The following is a 21,113-nucleotide window of genomic DNA, read 5'->3' as shown; positions in this document are numbered from 1 at the left end:
CCCCCAGTATCCCGAGTTCCGCCGGACAGGTCCTACGGGGTGCAGACCTTCGTGAGTTCGCCCGCCGCGTCGGTGACCGGGCTGAGGTCGGGGGTGTTGTCGCCGTTCTTGACGGACGTGCGGACGTTGTCCACGGCCTTGCGGAGGTCGTCGACGGCCTTGTTGACGTCGGTGTTGTCCGTCTTGTCGCCTATCTGGTCGAGGTTGTTCTCGATGGAGGTCAGCGACTCCTGCGTCTGCGTGGGGTCGTTCGCGGCGTTCTCCACGGCCTGCTGGAGGTCGGTGACGCTGTCGGCGATGGAGTCGGCGGTCTGGACGCAGTCCAGGGCCTTGTTGACCGCGTCGCAGCCGGTCGCCGTCAGTCCCACGGTGAGGGCGACGGCTGCCGCTGCGGTGGCGATGACGGTACGGCGACGCCGGTGCGGACGTGGGCTCGCGGCCGTGGACATAACTGTGTTCCTCCCCTTGGTCAGGCCCAGGAGGCCCCCGTTGACGTACGTACTGCCCAAGACGCCCGGGCGGGCGGGCCGGTTGCTCGCGCCCGCCGCCCCGTTGGCGTGTCCTTGATGTTCCCTTTACTTTTCCAGGACCGTATCAAGTGCCGTGCGCTGCAGGACAGTGAGTTCCGCGCAGCCGGAAACGGCCAGGTCCAGAAGGGAGTTGAGCTCCTCGCGGGCGAACGGCTCGGCTTCGGCGGTGCCTTGGACCTCGACGAAGCGGCCGTCGCCGGTGCAGACGACGTTCATGTCGGTCTCGGCGCGGACGTCTTCCTCGTAGCGGAGGTCCAGCAGGGGCACTCCTCCCACGATGCCGACCGAGACCGCGGACACGGTGCCGGTGAGCGGCTGGCGTCCGGCCTTGATCAGCTTCTTGCCCTGGGCCCAGGTGATCGCGTCGGCGAGCGCCACGTACGCGCCGGTGATGGCGGCCGTGCGGGTGCCGCCGTCGGCCTGGAGGACGTCGCAGTCGAGGACGATGGTGTTCTCGCCGAGCGCCTTGTAGTCGATCACCGCGCGCAGGGAGCGGCCGATGAGGCGGGAGATCTCGTGGGTGCGGCCGCCGATCTTGCCGCGGACGGACTCGCGGTCGCCGCGGGTGTTGGTGGCGCGGGGGAGCATGGAGTACTCCGCGGTGACCCAGCCCTCGCCGCTGCCCTTGCGCCAGCGGGGGACGCCTTCGGTGACGGAGGCGGTGCAGAAGACCTTCGTGTCGCCGAAGGAGACGAGGACGGAGCCCTCGGCGTGCTTGCTCCAGCCGCGTTCGATCGTCACGGGGCGGAGCTGTTCGGGGGTGCGGCCGTCGATTCGAGACATGGCGCTGAGCCTAGCCGCAGCGGCGGAAGGGGCTCCTCCCACGGTGGGAAGAGCCCCTGACGAGTGAGCGCGAGGGCTCACATCATGTCTTCGATCTCCGCGGCGATGGGGTCGGCGTCGGTGCCGATGACGACCTGGATGGCGGTGCCCATCTTGACGACGCCGTGTGCGCCGGCGGCCTTCAGGGCGGCTTCGTCGACCTTGGTCGGGTCGACGACCTCGGTGCGCAGGCGGGTGATGCAGCCCTCGATCTCTTCGATGTTGTCGAGACCGCCGAGTCCGGCGACGATCTTCTCAGCCTTGGTGGCCATGTTCCGTCTCCCTGAATTCCCTGATGCGAACCGCGATCCGAACGGCGATGCGTGCCGTTCCACGAACGTTCCCTGAACCGCTCCACGAACCGCTCTACGAACCGCTTTGTCGCAGTAACCCACAGTTGGCCCAACTTTGCGAGCGATCGTTTCGTGCGTGACTGAGGATGACGTCACGCAGCTCAATCGTCCGTAGCTGGTCTACACCACCTGACAGGCGGTCGCCAAACGATGAGTTCCGAGAGCGCCGAGACCGAGGCCCGCCCCGCGCGCCGGCGCTGGCACGGGGTGTACCTGGGGTTGCAGAAGATGGGGCGCAGTCTGCAGCTGCCGATCGCGGTGCTGCCGGCCGCGGGAATCCTCAACCGGCTGGGCCAGCCCGATGTGTTCGGGGACGACGGGTTGGGCTGGACGGACGTCTCGAAGGTGATGGCCGGCGCGGGCGGTGCGCTGCTCAACTCCGAGTTGGGGCTGCCGATGCTGTTCTGCGTGGGTGTGGCCATCGGGATGGCGAAGAAGGCGGACGGTTCGACGGCGCTGGCAGCGGTGGCGGGGTTCCTCGTCTACTACAACGTGCTGCGTCAGTTCCCGAAGGACTGTCCCGCCGGGGCGAAGGCCATCCCCAACATCGGCTGCATCGCGACGGTCGACCAGACCGTGACGGCGTTCACGTTCGAGAATCCCGGGGTGTTCGGCGGAATCGTGATGGGGCTGCTGTCGGCGTTCTTCTGGCAGCGCTATCACCGGACGAAGCTGGTGGACTGGCTCGGCTTCTTCAACGGGCGGCGGCTGGTGCCGATCATCATGGCGTTCGTGGCGATCGCGTTCGCCGCGTTGTGTCTGTGGATCTGGCCGCCGATCGGCGACGGGCTGGAGAACTTCAGCGACTGGCTGGACGGGCTGGACGCGTGGGGTGCGGGCATCTTCGGCGTCGCGAACCGTGCGCTGCTCGTCATCGGCCTGCACCAGTTCCTGAACGTGCCCATCTGGTTCCAGTTCGGCAGTTACACCAAGCCGGACGGGACGGTCGTGCACGGTGACATCAACATGTTCCTGGCGGGCGACCCGGACGCGGGACAGTTCACGTCCGGTTTCTTCCCGATCATGATGTTCGCGCTGCCCGCGGCGGCGCTCGCGATCACGCACTGCGCGCGGCCGGAGCGTCGTAAGGAGATCGGCGGTCTGATGCTGTCGGTGGCGCTGACGTCGTTCGTCACGGGCATCACCGAGCCGATCGAGTACTCGTTCCTGTTCGTCGCGCCCGCGTTGTACGCGGTGCACGCGGTGCTGACGGGGGCGTCGATGGCGGTGACGTGGGGGCTCGGCGTGCACGACGGCTTCAGTTTCTCGGCCGGGCTCATCGACTACGTCATCAACTGGAACCTGGCGACGAAGCCGTGGGCGATGATCCCGATCGGGCTGTGTTTCGCCGCCGTCTACTACGTGATCTTCCGTTTCGCGATCACGAAGTTCGACCTGAAAACGCCGGGACGGGAGAGGGAGGAGGAGCGGGAGGATGTCACCAAGGCATAGCCCTGCGTAGGGCTCTTCGACGTAGCCCAGGGTAGTCCCAGGATCACGGGAACCGTGGGTTCCTTATGCCGCCTTCATCGTGCTACAACATGGTCTACACCACTGAGTGGTGTAGACCACCACCCGATGGAGGAAGTCTATGAGCACCGCCACCGCGCCCACGGCGGCCCCCACGAAGAAGTGGGGATCCGGTCTTTTCCAGGGCCTGCAGAAGGTCGGCCGCAGCCTGCAGCTGCCCATCGCCGTGCTGCCGGCGGCGGGCATCCTGCTGCGACTCGGGCAGACGGACGTCCACGACAAGCTGCACCTGCCCGACAAGCTCACGGCGGTGTTCGCCACGGCCGGCGGTGCGATCTTCGACAACCTGCCGATGCTGTTCTGCATAGGCGTCGCGATCGGCTTCGCCAAGAAGTCGGACGGCTCGACCGCGCTGGCCGCCCTGGTGGGCTTCCTGGTCTACAGCAACGTCCTCAAGGCGTTCCCGGTCACCGAGGCCAAGGTCCAAGCGGGCGCGGACGTGGCCGCGACCTACAACAACCCCGGTGTGCTCGGCGGCATCCTGATGGGTCTGCTGTCCGCGGTGCTGTGGCAGCGGTACCACCGCAAGCAGCTGGTGGACTGGCTCGGCTTCTTCAACGGCCGCCGCCTGGTGCCGATCATCATGGCGTTCGTCGGTACGGCCATGGGCGTCTTCTTCGGTCTGGTCTGGGAGCCGATCGGTGAGGGCATCTCGAACTTCGGCGAGTGGATCACCGGTCTCGGAGCCCTGGGCGCCGGTCTGTTCGGCCTGATCAACCGCGCGCTGATCCCGGTCGGCATGCACCAGTTCGTGAACTCCGTGTCCTGGTTCCAGATCGGCGACTTCAAGGACTCCGCCGGTACCGTCGTGCACGGCGACCTCACCCGCTTCTTCGCCGGTGACCCGACCGCTGGACAGTTCATGTCGGGCTTCTTCCCGATCATGATGTTCGGTCTGCCGGCCGCCGCGCTCGCCATGGCGCACACCGCCCGTCCCGAGCGCCGCAAGGCCGTGCTGGGCATGATGATCTCGCTCGCCCTGACCTCCTTCGTCACCGGTGTCACTGAGCCCATCGAGTTCTCGTTCATGTTCATCGCGCCGCTGCTGTACGCGATCCACGCGGTGCTGACGGCGCTGTCCATGGCGATCACCTGGGCCCTCGGTGTCCACGCGGGCTTCACGTTCTCCGCCGGCTTCATCGACTACGCGCTGAACTGGAACCTCGCCACCAAGCCCTGGATGATCATCCCGATCGGTCTGGTGTTCGCGGCGATCTACTACTTCGTCTTCCGCTTCGCCATCACCAAGTGGAACCTGCCCACCCCGGGCCGCGAGCCCGAGGAGGAGGTCGAGGACCTCACCAAGGCGTGAGAGCCGGTTCATAGCCGCTGCGCACACGAAGGCCCCCGGAGCTCGCTGCTCCGGGGGCCTTCGTCGTGCCGTACGCCTGAACCTCGTACGGCTGGGGACTGTCAGATCTCGTACGTCACCCGCGGCGCCGCCAGCTCCACCGGACCGTCGAACACCGCGCGGGCGTCGGCCAGGTTGACCTGGGGGTCGGTCCACGGCGGGATGTGGGTCAGCACCAGCTTGCGCGCACCCGCCCGGCTCGCCGCCTCGCCCGCCTCACGGCCGTTGAGGTGCAGGTCGGGGATGTTCTCCTTGCCGTGGGTGAAGGCGGCCTCGCACAGGAACAGGTCGGTGTCGCGGGCGAGTTCCTCCAGCGCCGGGCTGACGCCGCTGTCGCCGGAGTAGGTCAGCGACCGGCCGCCGTGCTCGACGCGGATGCCGTACGCCTCCACCGGGTGCGCCACGCGTTCGGTGTGCACGGTGAACGGGCCGATGTCGAAGGTGGACGGCTTGACCGTGTGGAAGTCGAAGACCTCGCTCATGGAGGACGCCGACGGGGTGTCGGCGTAGGCCGTGGTCAGGCGGTGCTCCGTGCCTTCCGGGCCGTAGACCGGGATCGGGGCGCAGCGCCCGCCGTCGTGCCGGTAGTAGCGTGCGACGAAGTACGCGCACATGTCGATGCAGTGGTCGGCGTGCAGATGACTCAGGAAGATCGCGTCGAGGTCGTAGAGACCGCAGTGGCGCTGCAGCTCGCCCAGGGCGCCGTTGCCCATGTCGAGCAGCAGCCGGAAGCCGTCGGCCTCGACGAGGTAGCTCGAGCAGGCCGATTCCGCGGACGGGAACGACCCCGAGCAGCCGACGACGGTGAGCTTCATGAAACAGAAACCTCCGCTGGCGGGAAACCCAGAGGTACCGATGAGTACCGGGAAGGATCCGGGGGACGGGTCGGGAACGAATGATCGTCAAATGGGGCGACAGGGGTCGTGCGGTCCGTCGAGCGTAAGGCGCAAAACCCCGGGTCGCTCCTCCGCCAGGGGCCGTTGTGGGCGAACTCACCTGTGGTGTCACCGGTTCGGCTGGACCGGCGGCGCGTGAGGCGGGCGAAGGGCGCGCGGTGGTGGGCGCGCGCCGGTAACGTCGTCGTATGGACACGTCCTGGTGGCTCGCGCTCGCGGCGGTGGTACTGCTCGCGGTCGTCGCCACGCTCGTGGACGGCTGGGGGCGGGGGCATCGGCAGCAGCGGCGCAGGACCCGTCCGCCGGGCCGGCCCACCGGGCGGGCGACGGGCCGGACGACGCGCGGACGCGGCGTGGCCGCGGGGCATCCTCAGCCCGCGGAGATCTGGTGGGCGGACGTGCCGTTCGAGGACGGGCCGGGGGCGAAGGACCGGCCGTGTCTGGTGCTGATGGTGCGCGGGGACCGGGTGACCGTCGCGAAGATCACCAGCAAGTACCACGACGAGCGGGCCGGGGTGATCCCGCTGCCGCCGGGCGCCGTCGGGGATGCGCAGGGGCGGCCGAGTTTCCTGGAGACCGACGAGCTGCGCCAGGTCCCGGTGCGGGACTTCCGGCGCCGGGTGGGGGTGGTCGACCCGGTCCTGTGGGACCAGGTCCGCCACCTGGCCGACTGAGGCCGAGCCCGCTCGTCACCGCTTCACGGTCACGGTGACGCTCCATTCCTTGAGGCCTTTGCAGGACACCTGACCCTGGCCGGTGGGTTCGGCGCACAACGGGCGGGTGGCGGTGAGGCGGGCGGTGCCGGCGGCCACCGCGTCGTAGGCGGCGATGGCGTCGCCCGGCGGGGTGCCGATGCCCGCGTTGGTCGCCTTGAGGACGTCGCCGGCGGCGGGGACGGCGGTCCACGGTCGGGTCTCTGTGCCGTCCAGGTCGAGGCGCAGTTGCCCGCCCACCCGCAGACAGACCTTACGGCCGTCGTCGGCGGCGGTGAGCTGGGCGGGCGTCGGCTTCGACGCCGTGCAGCCCTGGTCGGCGGCGGTCGGGGGCGTCGTGGTCGGGGGTGTCGTGGTCGGGGCCGTGGAGACCGTGCGGTCGTGGTTCTCGGCGCCGCAGCCCGCGAGAAGGAACGCCGTCGCCGTGAGGGCCGCGACGGCGGTCGTGCGGTGGAACGTCGTACGGCGCATGGGGTCGCCGCCTTCCTGCTGTGTGGGAGGGGGGAGGTGCCCGGACTCAGGTGTGACGTTTCTCCCGAGCATCCGGCTCCCTTTCTTCCCCTCCCACACGCGCAGGAACAGGAACAGGTGCAGGAACAGGCAGGATCAGCCGGTCGTCACCGCTGTGTCGTCGACGACGAAGCTGGTCTGTTGCGAGGAGTCCTCCGCGCCGGTGAACTTCAGCGTGACCGTGGAGCCCGCGTACGAGGACAGGTCCAGGGACTTCTGGCTGTAGCCGGTGGCCGCGTTGAGGTTGGAGTAGGTCGCCAGGGTCGTGGAGCCCGCGGTGACCGTCAGCTTGTCGTAGGCGGTGCTGGTGGAGGTCTCCGCGGTGTCGATGTGCAGGTAGAAGGTGAACGTCGCCTTGCAGCCGCTCGGGACGGTCACCGACTGGGACAGCGTGTCGGTGTGGCTGGAGCCGTAGCCGTCGAGCCAGGCCTTGTAGGAGCCGGCGTGCGCCGCCTCGCTGCTGGAGTTGGTGATGACGCCCGAGCTCGCGGTCCAGGTGGTGTTGCCGGACTCGAAGCCCGGGTTGCCCAGGAGCTGCGCCGAGGTGCACGTGCCGCCGCCGGAGGTGCTCACCGTCCAGGTGAAGGCGGCCGAGCCGGACGCGCCGGTGCTGTCGGAGGCGGTGACGGTGACGGAGTACGTGCCCGCCGTGCTCGCCGTACCGGAGATCAGTCCGGTCGAGCTGCTGATCGACAGGCCGGTCGGCAGGCCGGACGCACTGTAGGTGAGGGTCGCGCCCGCGCTGTCACTGGCGCTGATCTGCAGGCTGACCGAGCTGCCGGTGGTGGTGGAGCGGCTGCCGGGGTTGGTGACGGTCACCGTGTTGCCGGTGGACGTGCCGGAGGTGAAGGCGGCGGTGCCGTTGGGGGTGCCCCAGCCGGTGGGGCCGTCGTAGCCGGTGCCGGCGGTGCAGAAGTACGAGGTCGAGCAGGAGCCGTTGTTGCCGCTGGTGACGTCGTACAGGCTGCTCGTGTGGGAGTAGGGGTACTTCGCCGGGTAGTCGCTGGAACCGGGGGTTCCGGCGAGGGCGTAGACGCCCGCGATGATGGGCGCGGCGGCGCTGGTGCCGCCGTAGACCGCCCAGCCGGAGCCGCCGTAGGTGTCGTAGACCGCCACGCCGGTGGCCGGGTCGGCGACGGCGGAGACGTCGGCCTCCATGCGCTTGGAGCAGCCGGTGTCGGTCTGCCAGCTCGGCTTGGTGTCGTACGCGGAGCAGCCGGAGCCGGTGCCCTCGGTGCTGGACGTCTTCCACACGGACTCGGTCCAGCCGCGGGAGTTGGAGGAGGTGGAGAGCGCGGTGCCGCCGACGGCCGTCACGTACTGGGAGGTCGCGGGGTACTCGGCGCCGTAGGCGGAGTCGCCGGAGGAGACGGTGATGGCGACGCCCGGGTGCTTGAAGTACTGGGTGTCCTCGCTGGTCTGGGAGGAGGACTCGCCGCCGCCCCAGCTGTTGGAGACGACCTTCGCGCCCAGCGCGACGGCCTCGTTCTCGGCGATGCCCAGGTCGGAGTCGGTCGCCGAACTGGCCTCCACGAGGACGATGTTGCAGTTCGGGCAGACGGCGCTGACCATGTCGATGTCGAGCGCCTCCTCACCCGCCCAGCCGGTGTCGTTGGTGGGCAGCGAGGTGGTGGAGCCGGTCTGGCTGACCTGCTTGAAGCAGCCGTTGGCCTTGGTGCAGGCCGAGAGGCCGTACGTCGAGCGGTAGGTGGCGAGGTCGGCCGCGGCGTTGGGGTCGTTGAAGGCGTCGACGACGGCGACGGTCAGGCCTGAGCCGCCGGTCGAGGGCAGGTTGTAGGCGCTGTGCAGGTTGGCGGGGCTGATACCGGAGGGCGCGGCGGCGGCGAGCGCGGAGGCGAGCTTCTGCTTGATGTCGGTGCGGCGCTGGGCGAAGCAGGACGCGTGGCCGGGCGCGGCGGTGGCGCACAGGCGGGTGGTGGGGACCTTCTGTCCGGCCTTGCCGGTGGGGTGGACGGTCTGCCGCTCGGGGGCGGTGAGGGCCTGCGTGTTCTGGGTGACGCGGGAGGGGTGTGCGGTGGCCGGGGCGGGCTGGGCGCCTGCGGAGGGTGCGGCCATGAGCCCTGCGACGGTGAGGGTGAGGGCGGGCACGGCGACGGTCAGGAGTCTTCGCAGGCTCCGTCTCCGCTTGCTCGGGTGTGACTCACGCATGGGGTACTGCCTCCATCGGTGGGGTCGAACTGATGGGCAGGCCCGTGACGCGCGTAGCGGCGGCAGCCGCGCGATCATGAGCATGACATTGCGAACATGGTCGACACCCCGTGCGTCGAGTGAGCGAGACATGACAGGGTGCGCGCCGAACGTAGCCCCGCGGATGCGGCGACCGGCAGTGCCGAAGGGAGTTCTTTGCCGCCCTATGGACAGCGTTTAGCCCCCTCGTAGGAGGGGGCTGACGCGCCGTTGATGAGCTCTATGCCGATGCCCGCCCTACGCCCAGAGCTGGCCCTGGAGGGTCTCGATCGCTTCCTCGGTGGTGGCCGCCGTGTAGACGCCCGTCGAGAGGTACTTCCAGCCGCCGTCCGCCACGACGAACGCGATGTCGGCGCTCTCCCCCGCCTTCAGCGCCTTGTTGCCGACGCCGATCGCGGCGTGCAGGGCCGCGCCGGTGGACACGCCCGCGAAGATGCCCTCCTGCTGGAGGAGTTGCCGGGTGCGGGTCACGGCGTCCGCCGAGCCGACCGAGAAGCGGGTGGTGAGGACGGAGGCGTCGTAGAGCTCGGGTACGAAGCCCTCGTCGAGGTTGCGCAGGCCGTAGACCAGGTCGTCGTAGCGCGGCTCGGCGGCGACGATCTTCACGTCCGGTTTGTGCTCACGGAGGTAGCGGCCGACGCCCATGAGGGTGCCGGTCGTGCCGAGGCCGGCCACGAAGTGCGTGATCGAGGGGAGGTCGGCGAGGATCTCCGGGCCGGTCGTCGCGTAGTGGGCGCCGGCGTTGTCGGGGTTGCCGTACTGGTAGAGCATCACCCAGTCGGGGTGCTCGGCGGCGAGTTCCTTGGCGACGCGGACGGCGGTGTTGGAGCCGCCCGCGGCCGGGGAGGGGATGATCTCGGCGCCCCACATGCCGAGCAGGTCCCGGCGTTCCTGCGAGGTGTTCTCGGGCATCACGCAGACCATGCGGTAGCCCTTGAGCTTGGCCGCCATGGCCAGCGAGATGCCGGTGTTGCCCGAGGTCGGCTCCAGGATGGTGCAGCCGGGGGTGAGGCGGCCGTCCTTCTCCGCCTGTTCGACCATGTGCAGGGCGGGGCGGTCCTTCACCGAGCCGGTGGGGTTGCGGTCCTCCAGCTTGGCCCAGATGCGGACGTCGGCGGACGGCGAGAGCCGCGGCAGGCGCACCAGAGGGGTGTTGCCCACCGCGGCCAGCGGGGAGTCGTAGCGCATGGCCGGTCTGCCGGCCTAGGCCATGCCGCCGGCCACGGCCGGCAGGATCGTCACGGTGTCGCCGTCGGTCAGCTTGGTGTCGATGCCGTCGACGAAGCGGACGTCCTCGTCGTTCAGGTACACGTTCACGAAGCGGCGCAGCTTGCCGTCGTCCACGATGCGGGCGTGGATGCCCGCATGCCGGGTCTCGAGGTCGGTGAACAGGTCGGCGAGGGTGTCACCGCTGCCCTCCACCGCCTTCTGACCGTCGGTGTACTGGCGGAGGATGGTCGGGATGCGGACCTCGATGGCCATGGCTCAGGGCTCCTGTCGGGAGGAAGGTGCGGTGCGGGCAGCGCGGAAAACGTGCATGTGGGCGCCGCGGCTCACGGCCGTGCGGCGGCAGGGCCTGCGTCAACAGATGGCGCTGGCGAGCCTGCACAGGTCGACGTGCAGCCGCGCCACGAGCAGTGCGCCCGGCGTCTTCTCGCTCACGTCGTTCAAAACCATGCGCTCATCGTATCGATTCCCGGTCCGCGCCCAGGAGTGTGATCCCACATGGTGGACGTAATCGGGCCGGGGAGTGAGACCGGGGCTCCGATGCCCAGGTGACGGATCAAGCGGAGGCCCGTCGCACCAGTTGTGTGGGGACGACAACGGAGGACACCTCGGACGCCACGTGCCCGGCTCCCTCCGCCGCCCCTCCCGCGACCCCGCCCGCCATCCCGCTCGCCGTCCTGTCCCGCATCAGCAGCTGTGCCATCAGCCGGCCCATCTCCTTCACGTCCTGGCGGACGGTGGTCAGCGGCGGGTCGGTCGTCTCGGCGATGGAGGCGAGGTCGTCGAAGCCGACGACGGCCACGTCGTCCGGGACTCTGCGGCCGCGCTCACGCAGGGTCTCAAGGGCGCCGGAGGCCATGAAGTCGGAGGCGACGAACACGGCGTCCAGGTCGGGGCGGCGGTCCAGCAGCGCGGCCATGGCGGCGGCGCCGCCCTGCCGGGTGTAGTCGGCCCTCTCGACGAGTTCGGCCGGGGCGCCCGGCAGAACGTCCCGGTAGCCGGCGAGGCGGTCGGCGGCGGAGTTCTCCTGGTCGTAGGGGCCGGCGACGGTGGCGATGCGCTGCCGTCCGAGCGAGACCAGATGCTGGACGGCCTGCCGGGCGCCGCCGCGGTTGTCGCCGTCGACGTAGGCGTGGCCGTGCACGGTGTCGCCGTCGCGCAGGAGGGGGCGGCCGCCGAAGACGGCGGGCAGGCCGAGGCGGTCGATCATCTCCGGCAGGCGGTCGCCGGGGAGCAGGGAGAACAGCAGCGCGCCGTCGACATGGCCGCCGCCCAGATAGTCGGCCACGCGCGCGTAGTCGTCGGGTTCGTCGAGGAACAGCAGAACGGCCTGGGCGCCGTGCCGGGCGAGTTCGCGGCGGATGCCGCGCAGCAGGCAGTCGAAGAACGGGTCGAGGAAGAGCCGGTCGGCGGGCTGGGCGGCGACGACCGCGACCGCGCCGGTGCGGTGGGTGACGAGCTGGCGGGCGCCCTGGTTGGGGACATAGCCGAGCTCGGAGACGACCCGACGGACCCGGTCGACGACCTCCGCGCTCACCCGGGCCTCCCCGTTGACCACCCGGGACACGGTCGACTTCGACACTCCCGACTGCCGGGCGACGTCCTCGAGCGTGGGGCGCCGTACATGCGAGCGTTGCGTCAACACCATCTCCGTGGGGGCGAGTCGTGCGGGCACACCTTGCGGAAACGGTAACGCGGGCCGTCGGTCGGGGCAGGTCAGTAATCGAGGGAGGGACACCGCCCCCGCTCGTGATCAATACGCCTAGACGACCGGCTTCCCGGAGAGGTCGACGCCGGCCTCGCGCAGTTCCTCCAGGGCGCGGTCGGTGGTCTCCTTGGCCACGCCCGCGGTGAGGTCCAGCAGGACCTGGGTGCGGAAGCCCTCGCGGGCCGCGTCCAGGGCCGTGGCGCGTACGCAGTGGTCGGTGGCGATGCCGACGACGTCCACCTCGTCGACCTGGCGGGCGCGCAGCCAGTCGCCCAGCTTGACGCCGTTCTCGTCGGCGCCCTCGAAGCCGCTGTAGGCGGCCGCGTAGGCGCCCTTGCTGAAGACGGCGTCGATGGCGCCGGAGGCGACGGCCGGGGCGAAGTTGGGGTGGAAGCCGACGCCCTCGGTGCCGGCCACGCAGTGCGCGGGCCAGGAGTGGACGTAGTCGGGGTTGTCCGCGAAGTGGCCGCCGGGGGCGATGTGGTGGTCGCGGGTGGCCACGACGTGCCGGTATCCGGCGGGGGCCTGCCCGATCAACTCGGTGATCGCGGCGGCCACGTCGGCGCCGCCGGCCACCGCGAGACTGCCCCCTTCGCAGAAGTCGTTCTGCACGTCTACGACGATCAAGGCGCGGCGCATGGGCGGTGTCCTTCGACTGAGGTTGAAGTAATTGAGCCTAGAGACTTTGGCGGTCGTGCGGGAGGGGGCGTCGCCCGGTGTGTGCGCCGGGCACGCGTCCTAGTTACCCGAGTTACCCGGGTGGTCCTGTACATACTCCGTGGGAATGACGGGTTCGCCGCGGGACAGCTGGGTGGCGGAGAGCGGGAGGCGGCCGAGGGCCGCCGTGTGGCGGTCGCGGACGACGTCCAGGGGCTCGCGGGCGACGACCTGGCCGCCCTTGACCAGCTCGACGAGCAGTTGGTGGTCGGCCAGTTCGGCGGGGACGTCGCCGGTGCCGACGACCTCGGCCTCGGCGACGCCGTACGCGTCGGGCCGGCGGGCCGCCCACTTGCGGCCGCCGATGGAGGTCTTGCCGCCGGACGACTTCTTCGCGACCGGCAGCAGGGGGGCCCTGGGGTCGGCGGACTCGGCGCGGGCGACCAGCTTGTAGACCATGGAGCAGGTGGGGTGCCCGGAGCCGGTGACGAGCTGGGTGCCGACGCCGTAGGCGTCCACGGGGGCCGCGGCGAGGGAGGCGATGGCGTACTCGTCGAGGTCGGAGGTGACGATGATGCGGGTGTCGCGCGCGCCGAGCTCGTCGAGCTGCTGGCGGACCCTGTGGGCGACGAGGAGCAGGTCGCCGGAGTCGATGCGGACCGCGCCGAGCTCGGGTCCCGCCACCTCGACCGCCACGCGGACGGCCTCGGCGACGTCGTAGGTGTCCACGAGGAGGGTGGTGCCCCGGCCGAGGGAGTTCACCTGGGCCTGGAAGGCGTCCCGCTCGTGGTCGTGGAGCAGGGTGAAGGCGTGGGCGCTGGTGCCGACGGTGGGGATGCCGTAGCGGAAGCCGGCGGCGAGGTCGGAGGTGGTGGCGAAGCCGCCGACGTAGGCGGCGCGGGAGGCGGCGACCGCGGCCAGTTCATGGGTGCGGCGGGCGCCCATCTCGATCAGGGGGCGCCCGCCCGCGGCGGAGGACATACGGGAGGCGGCGGCCGCGATCGCGGAGTCGTGGTTGAGGATGGAGAGGACCACGGTCTCCAGGAGCACGCACTCGGCGAAGGAGCCCTCGACCCGCATGATCGGCGAGCCCGGGAAGTACACCTCGCCCTCGGGGTAGCCCCAGATGTCACCCGAAAAGCGGTATCCGGCGAGCCAGTCCAGGGTCTCCGCGTCGACGATGCCGCGTTCGCGCAGGAAGCCGAGGACGTCGGCGTCGAAGCGGAAGTTCTCGACGGCGTCCAGGACCCGCCCGGTGCCCGCGACGACGCCGTAGCGCCGGCCTTCCGGCAGTCGCCGGGTGAAGACCTCGAACACGCTGCGCCGTTCGGCCGTGCCCGCTTTCAGGGCGGCCTGCAGCATCGTCAGCTCGTACTGGTCAGTGAAGAGCGCCGTAGAGGGGACGTCCACCGGCAGCCCAAGGTCCGCTGTGTTCATGGCAACAGATGCTACACCCCTTTTCGTCGGTGTGACGATTTCCCGGATGCGTGGCAGCATGGGCCTTGTGACGTCACCCGCTCCCCTTGAGATCGAACGCACCGAATCGGCGGAGGAGGTCTTCGCCGTACCCGAGCCGGACGTCCCCTGGGTCACGATCGTCCACAACGACCCGGTCAACCTCATGAGCTATGTGACGTACGTCTTCCAGTCGTACTTCGGCTACTCCAAGGACAAGGCCACCAAGCTCATGCTCGACGTCCACCACAAGGGCCGGGCGGTCGTCTCCAGCGGCTCTCGCGAAGAGATGGAACGCGACGTGCAGGCCATGCACGGCTACGGCCTGTGGGCCACCCTCCAGCAGGACCGGAAGTAGCCTCCCCTCATATGCCTGGACACTTCGAACCGCTCCCCGGCGGCGGCGCGGCCGTCGCACTCGACGACGTCGAGATCTCCATCATCCGGTCGCTGGCCGTGCAGCTCCTGGAGCTGATCGGCCCCGGCCCCGCCGAGGACGCCCCCGACGACCCGCTCGCCGAGCTCTTCGCCGAGGGGCCGAGCGAGCCCCCCGCCGACCCGGTGCTGCGCCGGCTCTTCCCGGACGCCTACACCGACCCGGAGGGCACCCCGGGGCCGCAGCAGGCGGACGAGCAGCAGGCGCACTCCGCCGAGTTCCGCCGCTACACCGAGAACGACCTCAGGGCGGGCAAGCGCGAGAACGCCCTCGCGGTGGTGCGCTCGCTGGACACGCTGGCCGCCGAGGCCGCCGGCGAGGGCGGGGCGGTGCTGAAGCTGACCCCGCAGGAGTCCCAGCAGTGGCTGCGCGCGCTGAACGACCTGCGGCTCGCGATCGGCTCCCGGCTGGAGATCACCGACGAGGACGACACCGACCTCCTCTACCGGCTGCCGGACGAGGATCCGCGCAAGCCGATGGTGATGGCGTACCTGTGGCTGGGCGGGCTCCAGGAGACGCTCGTGACGACCCTTATGCCGTAGGACTTGGCTGTCGTAGGACTTGACTGCCGTAGGGCTTGACTGTCGTAGGACTTGTCCTGGTTCGTCCACACTCGCGTTCGCTCAGCGGACGCTCAAATCCGGATAACGATCACGTTACCTCCCCGGCCGGTTATGCCGTCCGGGGATGCGTTTTGTCCGCTTCTTCCTGTGGTGTGCGCCACACGTCCTGCCGGTGATCAGCGTTGCGGGCGTGATAAATCTTCACGATCGCCCGGCGGACGCCACCCATGTCCCGCCGGGTGCGCCGTATGGCCGGCGGACCGTCGGCCGGGCAGCTCCAGTACACGGGGGGATTCGGAGAAAGGCGCACAGACACATGACCTCCGCTCAGGTCGACAAGGACGACAAGGCCGACAAGGACGCCACGGAGAAAACCTCTGAAGAGGGGTACGAGCGCGGACTCGGCAGCCGCCAGGTCCAGATGATCGCGATCGGCGGCGCCATCGGCGTCGGTCTCTTCCTGGGCGCCGGCGCGAACATCGCCAAGGCCGGTCCCAGCCTCATCCTGATGTACGCCCTCGCGGGCGCGATCGTCTTCTTCATCATGCGGGCGCTCGGCGAGCTGCTGCTGTACCGCCCGGTCTCGGGCTCGTTCGCGGAGTACTCCCGCGAGTTCCTGGGCCCGTTCTTCGGCTACTTCACCGGCTGGACGTACTGGCTGATGTGGGTCGTCACCGGCATGGCCGAGCTGACGGCCGCCGCGATCTACGTCAACTACTGGTTCCCGTCCGTCCACCAGTGGGTGACGGCGCTGGTGTTCCTGGTGATCCTCTTCGGGGTCAACCTGATCTCGGTGAAGGTCTTCGGGGAGCTGGAGTTCTGGTTCTCGATGGTCAAGGTCACGGCCCTGATCGGCATGATCGTGATCGGCCTCGGCGTGCTGACCTTCGGCTTCAGCAACGCCGGTGACACCGCCGCCGTCTCCAACCTGTGGGAGTTCGACGGCTTCTTCCCCAAGGGTGTCGGCTCCTCCCTGATGACCTTGCAGGGCGTCATGTTCGCCTACCTCGCGGTCGAGCTGGTCGGCGTGACGGCGGGCGAGTCGCAGAACCCGGAGAAGACGCTCCCCAAGGCCATCAACACGCTGCCGTGGCGCATCGCGCTGTTCTACGTCGGCGCGCTCACCGTCATCCTCTGCGTGGTGAAGTGGACCGAGTTCGCGGAGGGCGTCAGTCCCTTCGTGAAGGCGTTCGCGATGATCGGCATCCCGGCGGGCGCGGGCATCGTCAACTTCGTCGTGCTCACCGCGGCGCTGTCCTCCTGCAACTCCGGCATGTACTCCACGGGCCGCATGCTGCGGAACCTGGCCGAGAGCGGCGAGGCCCCGGCGGTCTTCAAGAAGCTGTCGTCGACCAAGACGCCCGCCTTCGGCATCACGGTCTCCGTCCTCTTCATGGGCATCGGCGTCGTCCTGAACTACGTCGTCCCCGAGAAGGCCTTCGGCTACGTCACCTCCGTCGCCACCGCGGCCGGCATCTGGACCTGGCTGATGATCCTGATCAGCCACGTCCTGTACCGCCGCGCGGTCGTCGCGGGCCGGCTGCCCGCGTCCAGCTTCCCCGCGCCCGGCGGCTCGGCGTTCAGCTGGGTGGCCATCGTGTTCCTGCTCTTCGTCACCGGCCTGATCGCGTACGACGCCGACTCCCGCGTCTGTCTGTACGTGATGGCGGGCTGGGCCGCCGCGCTGGCCTGCGGCTGGGCCGTGCTGAAGTGGCGCAACCCGGAGATCGCGGATCGCCGCGAGCCGGAGCTGGAGAAGGTCGGCTGAGCGCCGCGGGAGGAAGGCTGTCGCCCGCCCGCGGACTCGTCGTGGCAGGTCGCGCCCACGCGGCGGAGCCGCACATGTCAGGGCCCCGCGTCCCTTAGGGCGTGTCCGTCATGTGGGCTGCTCCGTACCGTCCCTCGGTATGGAGCAGCCCGCTTGCTTATCCTGACGGGCATGCTGACCATCACCCAGACCCTCGTCGACCAGATCGTCGCGCACGCGCGCAAGGACCACCCCGACGAGGCGTGCGGCGTCGTCGCGGGCCCGGCCGGCTCGGACCGCCCCGAGCGCTTCATCCCGATGCTGAACGCGGCCATGTCCCCCACGTTCTACGAGTTCGACTCGGGCGACCTGCTCAAGCTGTACCGCGAGATGGACGACCGCGACGAGGAGCCGGTGATCGTCTACCACTCCCACACCGCGACCGAGGCCTACCCCTCCCGCACGGACATCTCCTACGCCAACGAGCCCGGCGCCCACTACGTCCTGGTCTCCACGGCCGACACCGACTCGCTCGGCGACTTCCAGTTCCGCTCGTTCCGCATCGTGGACGGCGTGGTCACGGAGGAGGACGTGAAGGTGGTGGAGGCGTACTGAGTCGCGTTGCCGGGCTCGGGACGTGTCTCACCCGGCGCTGTGCGCCGGCCGGGTCACATGTCTCCAGGTCCGTACGAGCTGACTGAACTCCTTGACCTGGACGAGCACGTGATCGCGAGCGGCGCCCTCCGCGACCTCGGCGTCGCCGCGCGCGATGGCGTCGGCGATCTCCCTGTGCTCGGCCAGGGAACGCCGCATACGGTCCGGTACGCGCAGTTGCAGCCGCCGGTAGGGCTGTAGGGCCCGCTTGAGCTCATGGACCTGTTGCCGCAGGTATTCGTTGCCGCAGGCGTCGTAGACGACGCCGTGAAAGCCGGCGTTGGCGTAGTAGTAGCCGTCGGCGTCACCCGCCAGCGCGTGTCTCTCGCATTCCCCCAGGGCGTGTTCGAGCTGGTGAAGCGACTCCTGGTCGATGCGGCGGGCGGACAGCCGTGCCGCCATCCCTTCGAGCTCGGCCATGACCTCGAAGCGTTCGGCCAGCTCGGAGACGCTCAACTCGGTGACGTAGGTGCCCTGTTTGGCGCGGATCCGCACGAGTCCGGAGCGCTCCAGCGCCTGGAGGGCCTCTCGGACCGGTGTGCGGGAGCAGCCGAACTCCCTCTCCAGCTGCGCCGGGTCCAGTCGTTCTCCGGGGCGGTAGAGCCCTTCCACGACGGCGTTCTCGAGCGCTTCTCTCACGCGCTGGGATTCCGGGATCCGGGCCATGCCCACCTCCGAGTGTCCAGGGGCTGGTGCACCTCGCCTCCGTACTCTACGGTGCAGCTGTTATATACATCGCGACCTGTGATGCATACGACGCGGGGGCGAGAGGAGCGGGCGACCGGACATGGAAGAGGAATCGCGCGACAGCTGGCTGCTGAGCGACCTGCAACCCCGGCACGACCCCCTGGACCGGCTCCTCGCGGCCTGCGAGGTCCTGATGAGCGACGTGGGCGAAGCCTCGATGCGCGCGGTCGCGGCCCGCGCCCTCACCTCCTACGCGGAGCTCGACGACACCGCCAAGCACGCCTTCTTCACCCACGTCACCAAGACCTACGACGTGGACGCCGATCAGGTCCGCGCGGCCTTCCACCGCTGGGAGGCGGTCAGGGACCGCGGGTTCCAGGGCGAGGAGGAGCTGGTACGTCTCTTCGACGTGGTCGAGCCGGCCCGTCAGCAACTGCTCCGCCGGATGAACCACGCGCCGGACGCCACGCTCGCCCTGGTCGGCATGCGCGCGGATCTGCGCCGGCTGACCCGCCGGCACCCGGAGCTACGGCCCCTCGACCACGACTTCCACCACCTGCTCACCTCCTGGTTCAACCGCGGCTTCCTGCGCATGTCGGAGGTCACCTGGGAGGCGTCGGCGGAGCTGCGCCGGCACCTGCTGGAGGGCGAGAAGGTGCACCCGATGGCGGGCACGGACGAGCTCCGGCGCCGTCTGGAGCCCGAGGACCGCCGGGTCTACGCCTTCTTCCACCCGGCCACCGGAAAAGTGCCGCTGATCTTCGTGGAGGTCGCCCTGGTGCGCGGGCTGCCCGACGACATCGCCCCGCTGCTGGAGCCCGGCCCCGCGCTCAGCCCGGCGCAGGCGGACACCGCCGCGCTCTACTCGATCAACAACGCCCTGGACGGACTGGCCGGAGTGTCCTTCGGCAGTTTCCTCATCAAACAGGTCATCGAGCATGTGGGGGAGCAGCTGCCGCACCTGACGCAGTTCGCCACGCTCTCGCCCATCCCCGGATTCCGGCGCTGGCTCACCGGGCAGGCGGAGCGGGACGCCGAGCTGCGGCTGCTCGCCGCAGAACTGGACGCCGTGGCGGAACCGGCGAACCTCGCGGCGGCGGACGCCGAGCGGATACGGTCCCGGCTCCTCCCCGTCCTGGCCCGGTACATCGCGGTCGAACGGCACGACGACGGACGCCCGCTCGACCCGGTCGCCCGCTTCCACCTGGGCAACGGGGCAGCGGCCTGGCAGCTGAACTGGCCGGCGAACACCTCGCCGCAGGCCTGGGAGCAGTCCTACGGCGCGATGATCAACTACCGCTACGAGCCGGACCGGCTGGAGCGCCGGCACGAGGACTTCGTCCGCCGCCGCACCGTGGCCGTCGACGGGCCCCTGCGGGGCATCCTCCCCGACCTCGCGACCTTCCCGGCCTCCCCGACCTCCCCGACCTCCCCGAGAACGAGCCCGCGCAGGACGACGCCGCCCAGGACGACGCCGTGCAGCACCAGAGAGGAACAGCACCGATGACACCCTTCCCGACCATTCTCCGGTCGTTCGCGGAGCAGGCGGAGCGACAGCCGGACAAGGCGCTCTTCGAGCTGCCCGACGGGCGGGGCGTCACCTACCGCGAGACCGCGCGGACCGTGCAACGGATCGCCGCCCGTCTCGTCGCCGACGGCGTCACCGCCGGTGACCGGGTCGCCATGCAGGTGGAGAAGTCACCGGAGGCCGTCGCGCTGTACCTGGCGACGCTGCAGATCGGCGGTGTCTTCCTGCCCCTCAACACCGCGTACACCGGCGCGGAGATGGACTACTTCCTCAAGGACGCCCGGCCCCGCGTCCTCGTCTGCTCTCCGGAGCACCGGGCCGACCACGCGCACCGCGCCGCAGACGGGCTCGTCGTCGAGACCCTCGGCACGTCCGGCGACGGCACGCTCCTCGACGGCGACGGCCGCCACGAGGACATCTTCGACGCCTCGGCCGACGACCCGGCGGCGATCCTCTACACGTCCGGCACCACCGGGCGCTCCAAGGGCGCGGTGCTCTCCCACGGCAACCTCGCCTCCAACTGCCGTGCGCTGCTGGAGGCCTGGCGGTTCACCGCCGAGGACCGGCTGATCCACGCCCTGCCGATCTTCCACATCCACGGGTTGTTCGTCGCCGTGAACATGACCCTCACGGCCGGCGCCTCCCTGTACTACCTGCCGAAGTTCGACGCCGGGACGGTCATCGACCTGCTGCCCCGGGCCTCGGTGCTCATGGGCGTGCCCACCTTCTACACCCGGCTGCTGAAGGACGACCGGCTCACCCCGCGGGCCTGCGCCTCGATGAGGCTGTTCGTCTCCGGCTCCGCCCCGCTGCTCGCGAGCGACCACGAAGCCTTCGAGGCCCGCACCGGCCACGCCATCCTGGAGCGGTACGGGATGACCGAGACCGGCATGAACACCACCAACCCCTACGACGGCGGGCCGCGCAAGCCCGGCACCGTCGGCAAGCCGCTCCCCGGCACCGAGATCCGGGTGGCGGACCGTGAGACCGGACGGGCCCTGGCCGACGGCGAGGTGGGCAGCATCGAGGTCCGCGGCCCCAACGTGTTCACCGGCTACTGGCAGATGCCCGAGAAGACCGCTGCCGAGTTCCGTGCGGACGGCTGGTTCATCACCGGCGACCTGGGCCGCATCGACGAGGACGGCTATCTGTGCATCGTCGGCCGGGGCAAGGACCTGGTGATCTCCGGCGGCTACAACATCTACCCCAAGGAGATCGAGGAGCTGCTCGACGCCCACCCCAAGGTGCTGGAGTCCGCGGTGATCGGGGTCCCCCACCCCGACTTCGGGGAGACGGTGGTGGCCGTCGTCGTCCCGGCGCCGGGAGAGCGGCCCCAGGACCGTGAGCTGCTGGACTTCATCACCGGCGACCTCGCCCGGTTCAAGCACCCGCGTGCCGTGCGCGTCGTCGCGGAGCTGCCGCGCAACGTCATGGGCAAGGTGCAGAAGGCCGAACTGCGCGAGCGCTACCGCGACCTGTTCACCGGCACGGACGCCGGCGCCGACGCCTGATCCCACCCCGCTCGTCCCGTACATCCT

22 protein-coding genes are annotated in these 21,113 nt (G+C 69.8%); 9 read left to right on the top strand and 13 right to left on the bottom strand.

Features of this window, described 5'->3' with window-relative positions; genetic code table 11:
* Nucleotides 1-32 precede the first annotated feature (32 nt).
* The 3 genes from ACZ5SK_RS20020 to ACZ5SK_RS20010 all read right to left on the bottom strand — a co-directional run bounded on the left by ACZ5SK_RS20020 (nt 33) and on the right by ACZ5SK_RS20010 (nt 1,624).
* On the bottom strand, nt 33-449 hold the full coding sequence (locus tag ACZ5SK_RS20020) for a hypothetical protein (protein WP_334579545.1): 417 nt from the start codon (nt 447-449) through the stop codon (nt 33-35).
* Between the two features lie 126 nt (nt 450-575).
* Nucleotides 576-1,313 carry a ribonuclease PH gene (gene rph / locus ACZ5SK_RS20015; protein WP_079661972.1) on the bottom strand — a complete coding sequence of 246 codons (738 nt, stop codon included), beginning with the start codon at nt 1,311-1,313 and terminating at the stop codon, nt 576-578.
* A 77-nt stretch (nt 1,314-1,390) separates the two neighbouring features.
* Nucleotides 1,391-1,624, bottom strand: a complete 234-nt coding sequence (locus ACZ5SK_RS20010; RefSeq protein WP_079661971.1) for a PTS sugar transporter subunit IIB — start codon at nt 1,622-1,624, stop codon at nt 1,391-1,393.
* Between the two features lie 231 nt (nt 1,625-1,855).
* Here ACZ5SK_RS20010 and ACZ5SK_RS20005 point away from each other — a divergent pair, with 231 nt between their 5' ends.
* The gene (locus tag ACZ5SK_RS20005; RefSeq protein ID WP_334579544.1) at nt 1,856-3,157 is read left to right on the top strand and encodes a PTS transporter subunit EIIC; all 1,302 of its coding nucleotides are present in this window, start codon (nt 1,856-1,858) and stop codon (nt 3,155-3,157) included.
* 139 nt (nt 3,158-3,296) lie between these two features.
* Entirely contained in the window at nt 3,297-4,547 is a 1,251-nt protein-coding gene (locus tag ACZ5SK_RS20000) for a PTS transporter subunit EIIC (RefSeq protein WP_334579543.1), read from the top strand.
* Between the two features lie 101 nt (nt 4,548-4,648).
* Here the strand turns inward: ACZ5SK_RS20000 and ACZ5SK_RS19995 are convergent, their stop codons facing one another.
* Nucleotides 4,649-5,401 carry an MBL fold metallo-hydrolase gene (locus ACZ5SK_RS19995; protein WP_361700985.1) on the bottom strand — a complete coding sequence of 251 codons (753 nt, stop codon included), beginning with the start codon at nt 5,399-5,401 and terminating at the stop codon, nt 4,649-4,651.
* Between the two features lie 269 nt (nt 5,402-5,670).
* On the opposite strand from ACZ5SK_RS19995, the gene ACZ5SK_RS19990 reads away from it, so the two are divergent.
* Nucleotides 5,671-6,156, top strand: a complete 486-nt coding sequence (locus ACZ5SK_RS19990; protein ID WP_334579541.1) for a type II toxin-antitoxin system PemK/MazF family toxin — start codon at nt 5,671-5,673, stop codon at nt 6,154-6,156.
* A 15-nt stretch (nt 6,157-6,171) separates the two neighbouring features.
* Here ACZ5SK_RS19990 and ACZ5SK_RS19985 read toward each other — a convergent pair whose 3' ends face one another.
* From ACZ5SK_RS19985 to ACZ5SK_RS19950, 8 genes are all read right to left on the bottom strand, one after another.
* Nucleotides 6,172-6,666, bottom strand: a complete 495-nt coding sequence (locus tag ACZ5SK_RS19985) for a hypothetical protein (protein WP_361700988.1) — start codon at nt 6,664-6,666, stop codon at nt 6,172-6,174.
* Between the two features lie 135 nt (nt 6,667-6,801).
* Entirely contained in the window at nt 6,802-8,874 is a 2,073-nt protein-coding gene (locus tag ACZ5SK_RS19980; RefSeq protein WP_334579539.1) for a putative Ig domain-containing protein, read from the bottom strand.
* A gap of 276 nt (nt 8,875-9,150) precedes the next feature.
* Nucleotides 9,151-10,101 (bottom strand): PLP-dependent cysteine synthase family protein, encoded by a 951-nt coding sequence (locus ACZ5SK_RS19975; RefSeq protein WP_457495081.1) that lies wholly within the window; start codon nt 10,099-10,101, stop codon nt 9,151-9,153.
* Between the two features lie 15 nt (nt 10,102-10,116).
* The gene (locus ACZ5SK_RS19970) at nt 10,117-10,395 is read right to left on the bottom strand and encodes a MoaD/ThiS family protein (protein WP_079661963.1); all 279 of its coding nucleotides are present in this window, start codon (nt 10,393-10,395) and stop codon (nt 10,117-10,119) included.
* A 99-nt stretch (nt 10,396-10,494) separates the two neighbouring features.
* Nucleotides 10,495-10,590 (bottom strand): putative leader peptide, encoded by a 96-nt coding sequence (locus tag ACZ5SK_RS19965; protein ID WP_020132206.1) that lies wholly within the window; start codon nt 10,588-10,590, stop codon nt 10,495-10,497.
* A gap of 106 nt (nt 10,591-10,696) precedes the next feature.
* Nucleotides 10,697-11,788, bottom strand: a complete 1,092-nt coding sequence (locus ACZ5SK_RS19960) for a LacI family DNA-binding transcriptional regulator (protein ID WP_361700996.1) — start codon at nt 11,786-11,788, stop codon at nt 10,697-10,699.
* Nucleotides 11,789-11,902: 114 nt separating this feature from the next.
* Nucleotides 11,903-12,487 (bottom strand): isochorismatase family protein, encoded by a 585-nt coding sequence (locus ACZ5SK_RS19955; protein ID WP_079661961.1) that lies wholly within the window; start codon nt 12,485-12,487, stop codon nt 11,903-11,905.
* Between the two features lie 99 nt (nt 12,488-12,586).
* Nucleotides 12,587-13,942 (bottom strand): nicotinate phosphoribosyltransferase, encoded by a 1,356-nt coding sequence (locus ACZ5SK_RS19950; RefSeq protein ID WP_334579536.1) that lies wholly within the window; start codon nt 13,940-13,942, stop codon nt 12,587-12,589.
* 58 nt (nt 13,943-14,000) lie between these two features.
* On the opposite strand from ACZ5SK_RS19950, the gene clpS reads away from it, so the two are divergent.
* The 4 genes from clpS to ACZ5SK_RS19930 all read left to right on the top strand — a co-directional run bounded on the left by clpS (nt 14,001) and on the right by ACZ5SK_RS19930 (nt 17,321).
* A complete protein-coding gene (gene clpS, locus ACZ5SK_RS19945; RefSeq protein ID WP_334581322.1) occupies nt 14,001-14,318 on the top strand; it encodes an ATP-dependent Clp protease adapter ClpS in 318 nt (105 codons plus the stop codon).
* An 11-nt stretch (nt 14,319-14,329) separates the two neighbouring features.
* Complete coding sequence (locus ACZ5SK_RS19940; protein ID WP_334579535.1) at nt 14,330-14,938, top strand: DUF2017 domain-containing protein; 609 nt, start codon at nt 14,330-14,332, stop codon at nt 14,936-14,938.
* Between the two features lie 337 nt (nt 14,939-15,275).
* The gene (locus ACZ5SK_RS19935) at nt 15,276-16,727 is read left to right on the top strand and encodes an amino acid permease (RefSeq protein ID WP_334579534.1); all 1,452 of its coding nucleotides are present in this window, start codon (nt 15,276-15,278) and stop codon (nt 16,725-16,727) included.
* Between the two features lie 171 nt (nt 16,728-16,898).
* Nucleotides 16,899-17,321 carry a M67 family metallopeptidase gene (locus ACZ5SK_RS19930; protein WP_334579533.1) on the top strand — a complete coding sequence of 141 codons (423 nt, stop codon included), beginning with the start codon at nt 16,899-16,901 and terminating at the stop codon, nt 17,319-17,321.
* A gap of 27 nt (nt 17,322-17,348) precedes the next feature.
* Here the strand turns inward: ACZ5SK_RS19930 and ACZ5SK_RS19925 are convergent, their stop codons facing one another.
* Nucleotides 17,349-17,999, bottom strand: coding sequence for a GntR family transcriptional regulator (locus tag ACZ5SK_RS19925; protein WP_334579532.1), 651 nt, complete (start codon nt 17,997-17,999; stop codon nt 17,349-17,351).
* Between the two features lie 148 nt (nt 18,000-18,147).
* Here ACZ5SK_RS19925 and ACZ5SK_RS19920 point away from each other — a divergent pair, with 148 nt between their 5' ends.
* Nucleotides 18,148-19,554 (top strand): malonyl-CoA decarboxylase domain-containing protein, encoded by a 1,407-nt coding sequence (locus tag ACZ5SK_RS19920; RefSeq protein ID WP_334579531.1) that lies wholly within the window; start codon nt 18,148-18,150, stop codon nt 19,552-19,554.
* Nucleotides 19,551-21,086, top strand: coding sequence for an AMP-binding protein (locus ACZ5SK_RS19915; RefSeq protein WP_334579530.1), 1,536 nt, complete (start codon nt 19,551-19,553; stop codon nt 21,084-21,086). Before ACZ5SK_RS19920 ends, ACZ5SK_RS19915 begins: the two co-directional genes overlap by 4 nt.
* Nucleotides 21,087-21,113 lie beyond the last annotated feature (27 nt).

The sequence above is a fragment of the Streptomyces sp. NPDC031474 genome (assembly GCF_055581185.1).
This window is presented reverse-complemented; position numbering and strand designations above follow the sequence as displayed.

Bases quoted from the DNA above. Each gene is read 5' to 3' on its own strand.
- ACZ5SK_RS19930 (WP_334579533.1), top strand. From the start codon at position 16,899: ATGCTGACCATCACCCAGACCCTCGTCGACCAGATCGTCGCGCACGCG.
- ACZ5SK_RS19950 (WP_334579536.1), bottom strand. From the start codon at position 13,942: ATGAACACAGCGGACCTTGGGCTGCCGGTGGACGTCCCCTCTACGGCG.
- ACZ5SK_RS20000 (WP_334579543.1), top strand. From the start codon at position 3,297: ATGAGCACCGCCACCGCGCCCACGGCGGCCCCCACGAAGAAGTGGGGA.
- ACZ5SK_RS19915 (WP_334579530.1), top strand. From the start codon at position 19,551: ATGACACCCTTCCCGACCATTCTCCGGTCGTTCGCGGAGCAGGCGGAG.
- ACZ5SK_RS20010 (WP_079661971.1), bottom strand. From the start codon at position 1,624: ATGGCCACCAAGGCTGAGAAGATCGTCGCCGGACTCGGCGGTCTCGAC.
- ACZ5SK_RS19965 (WP_020132206.1), bottom strand. From the start codon at position 10,590: ATGGTTTTGAACGACGTGAGCGAGAAGACGCCGGGCGCACTGCTCGTG.
- ACZ5SK_RS19970 (WP_079661963.1), bottom strand. From the start codon at position 10,395: ATGGCCATCGAGGTCCGCATCCCGACCATCCTCCGCCAGTACACCGAC.
- ACZ5SK_RS19920 (WP_334579531.1), top strand. From the start codon at position 18,148: ATGGAAGAGGAATCGCGCGACAGCTGGCTGCTGAGCGACCTGCAACCC.
- ACZ5SK_RS20020 (WP_334579545.1), bottom strand. From the start codon at position 449: ATGTCCACGGCCGCGAGCCCACGTCCGCACCGGCGTCGCCGTACCGTC.
- ACZ5SK_RS19975 (WP_457495081.1), bottom strand. From the start codon at position 10,101: ATGCGCTACGACTCCCCGCTGGCCGCGGTGGGCAACACCCCTCTGGTG.
- rph (WP_079661972.1), bottom strand. From the start codon at position 1,313: ATGTCTCGAATCGACGGCCGCACCCCCGAACAGCTCCGCCCCGTGACG.
- ACZ5SK_RS19935 (WP_334579534.1), top strand. From the start codon at position 15,276: ATGACCTCCGCTCAGGTCGACAAGGACGACAAGGCCGACAAGGACGCC.
- ACZ5SK_RS19960 (WP_361700996.1), bottom strand. From the start codon at position 11,788: ATGGTGTTGACGCAACGCTCGCATGTACGGCGCCCCACGCTCGAGGAC.
- ACZ5SK_RS19995 (WP_361700985.1), bottom strand. From the start codon at position 5,401: ATGAAGCTCACCGTCGTCGGCTGCTCGGGGTCGTTCCCGTCCGCGGAA.
- ACZ5SK_RS19990 (WP_334579541.1), top strand. From the start codon at position 5,671: ATGGACACGTCCTGGTGGCTCGCGCTCGCGGCGGTGGTACTGCTCGCG.
- ACZ5SK_RS19955 (WP_079661961.1), bottom strand. From the start codon at position 12,487: ATGCGCCGCGCCTTGATCGTCGTAGACGTGCAGAACGACTTCTGCGAA.
- clpS (WP_334581322.1), top strand. From the start codon at position 14,001: ATGGGCCTTGTGACGTCACCCGCTCCCCTTGAGATCGAACGCACCGAA.
- ACZ5SK_RS19940 (WP_334579535.1), top strand. From the start codon at position 14,330: ATGCCTGGACACTTCGAACCGCTCCCCGGCGGCGGCGCGGCCGTCGCA.
- ACZ5SK_RS19985 (WP_361700988.1), bottom strand. From the start codon at position 6,666: ATGCGCCGTACGACGTTCCACCGCACGACCGCCGTCGCGGCCCTCACG.
- ACZ5SK_RS20005 (WP_334579544.1), top strand. From the start codon at position 1,856: ATGAGTTCCGAGAGCGCCGAGACCGAGGCCCGCCCCGCGCGCCGGCGC.
- ACZ5SK_RS19980 (WP_334579539.1), bottom strand. From the start codon at position 8,874: ATGCGTGAGTCACACCCGAGCAAGCGGAGACGGAGCCTGCGAAGACTC.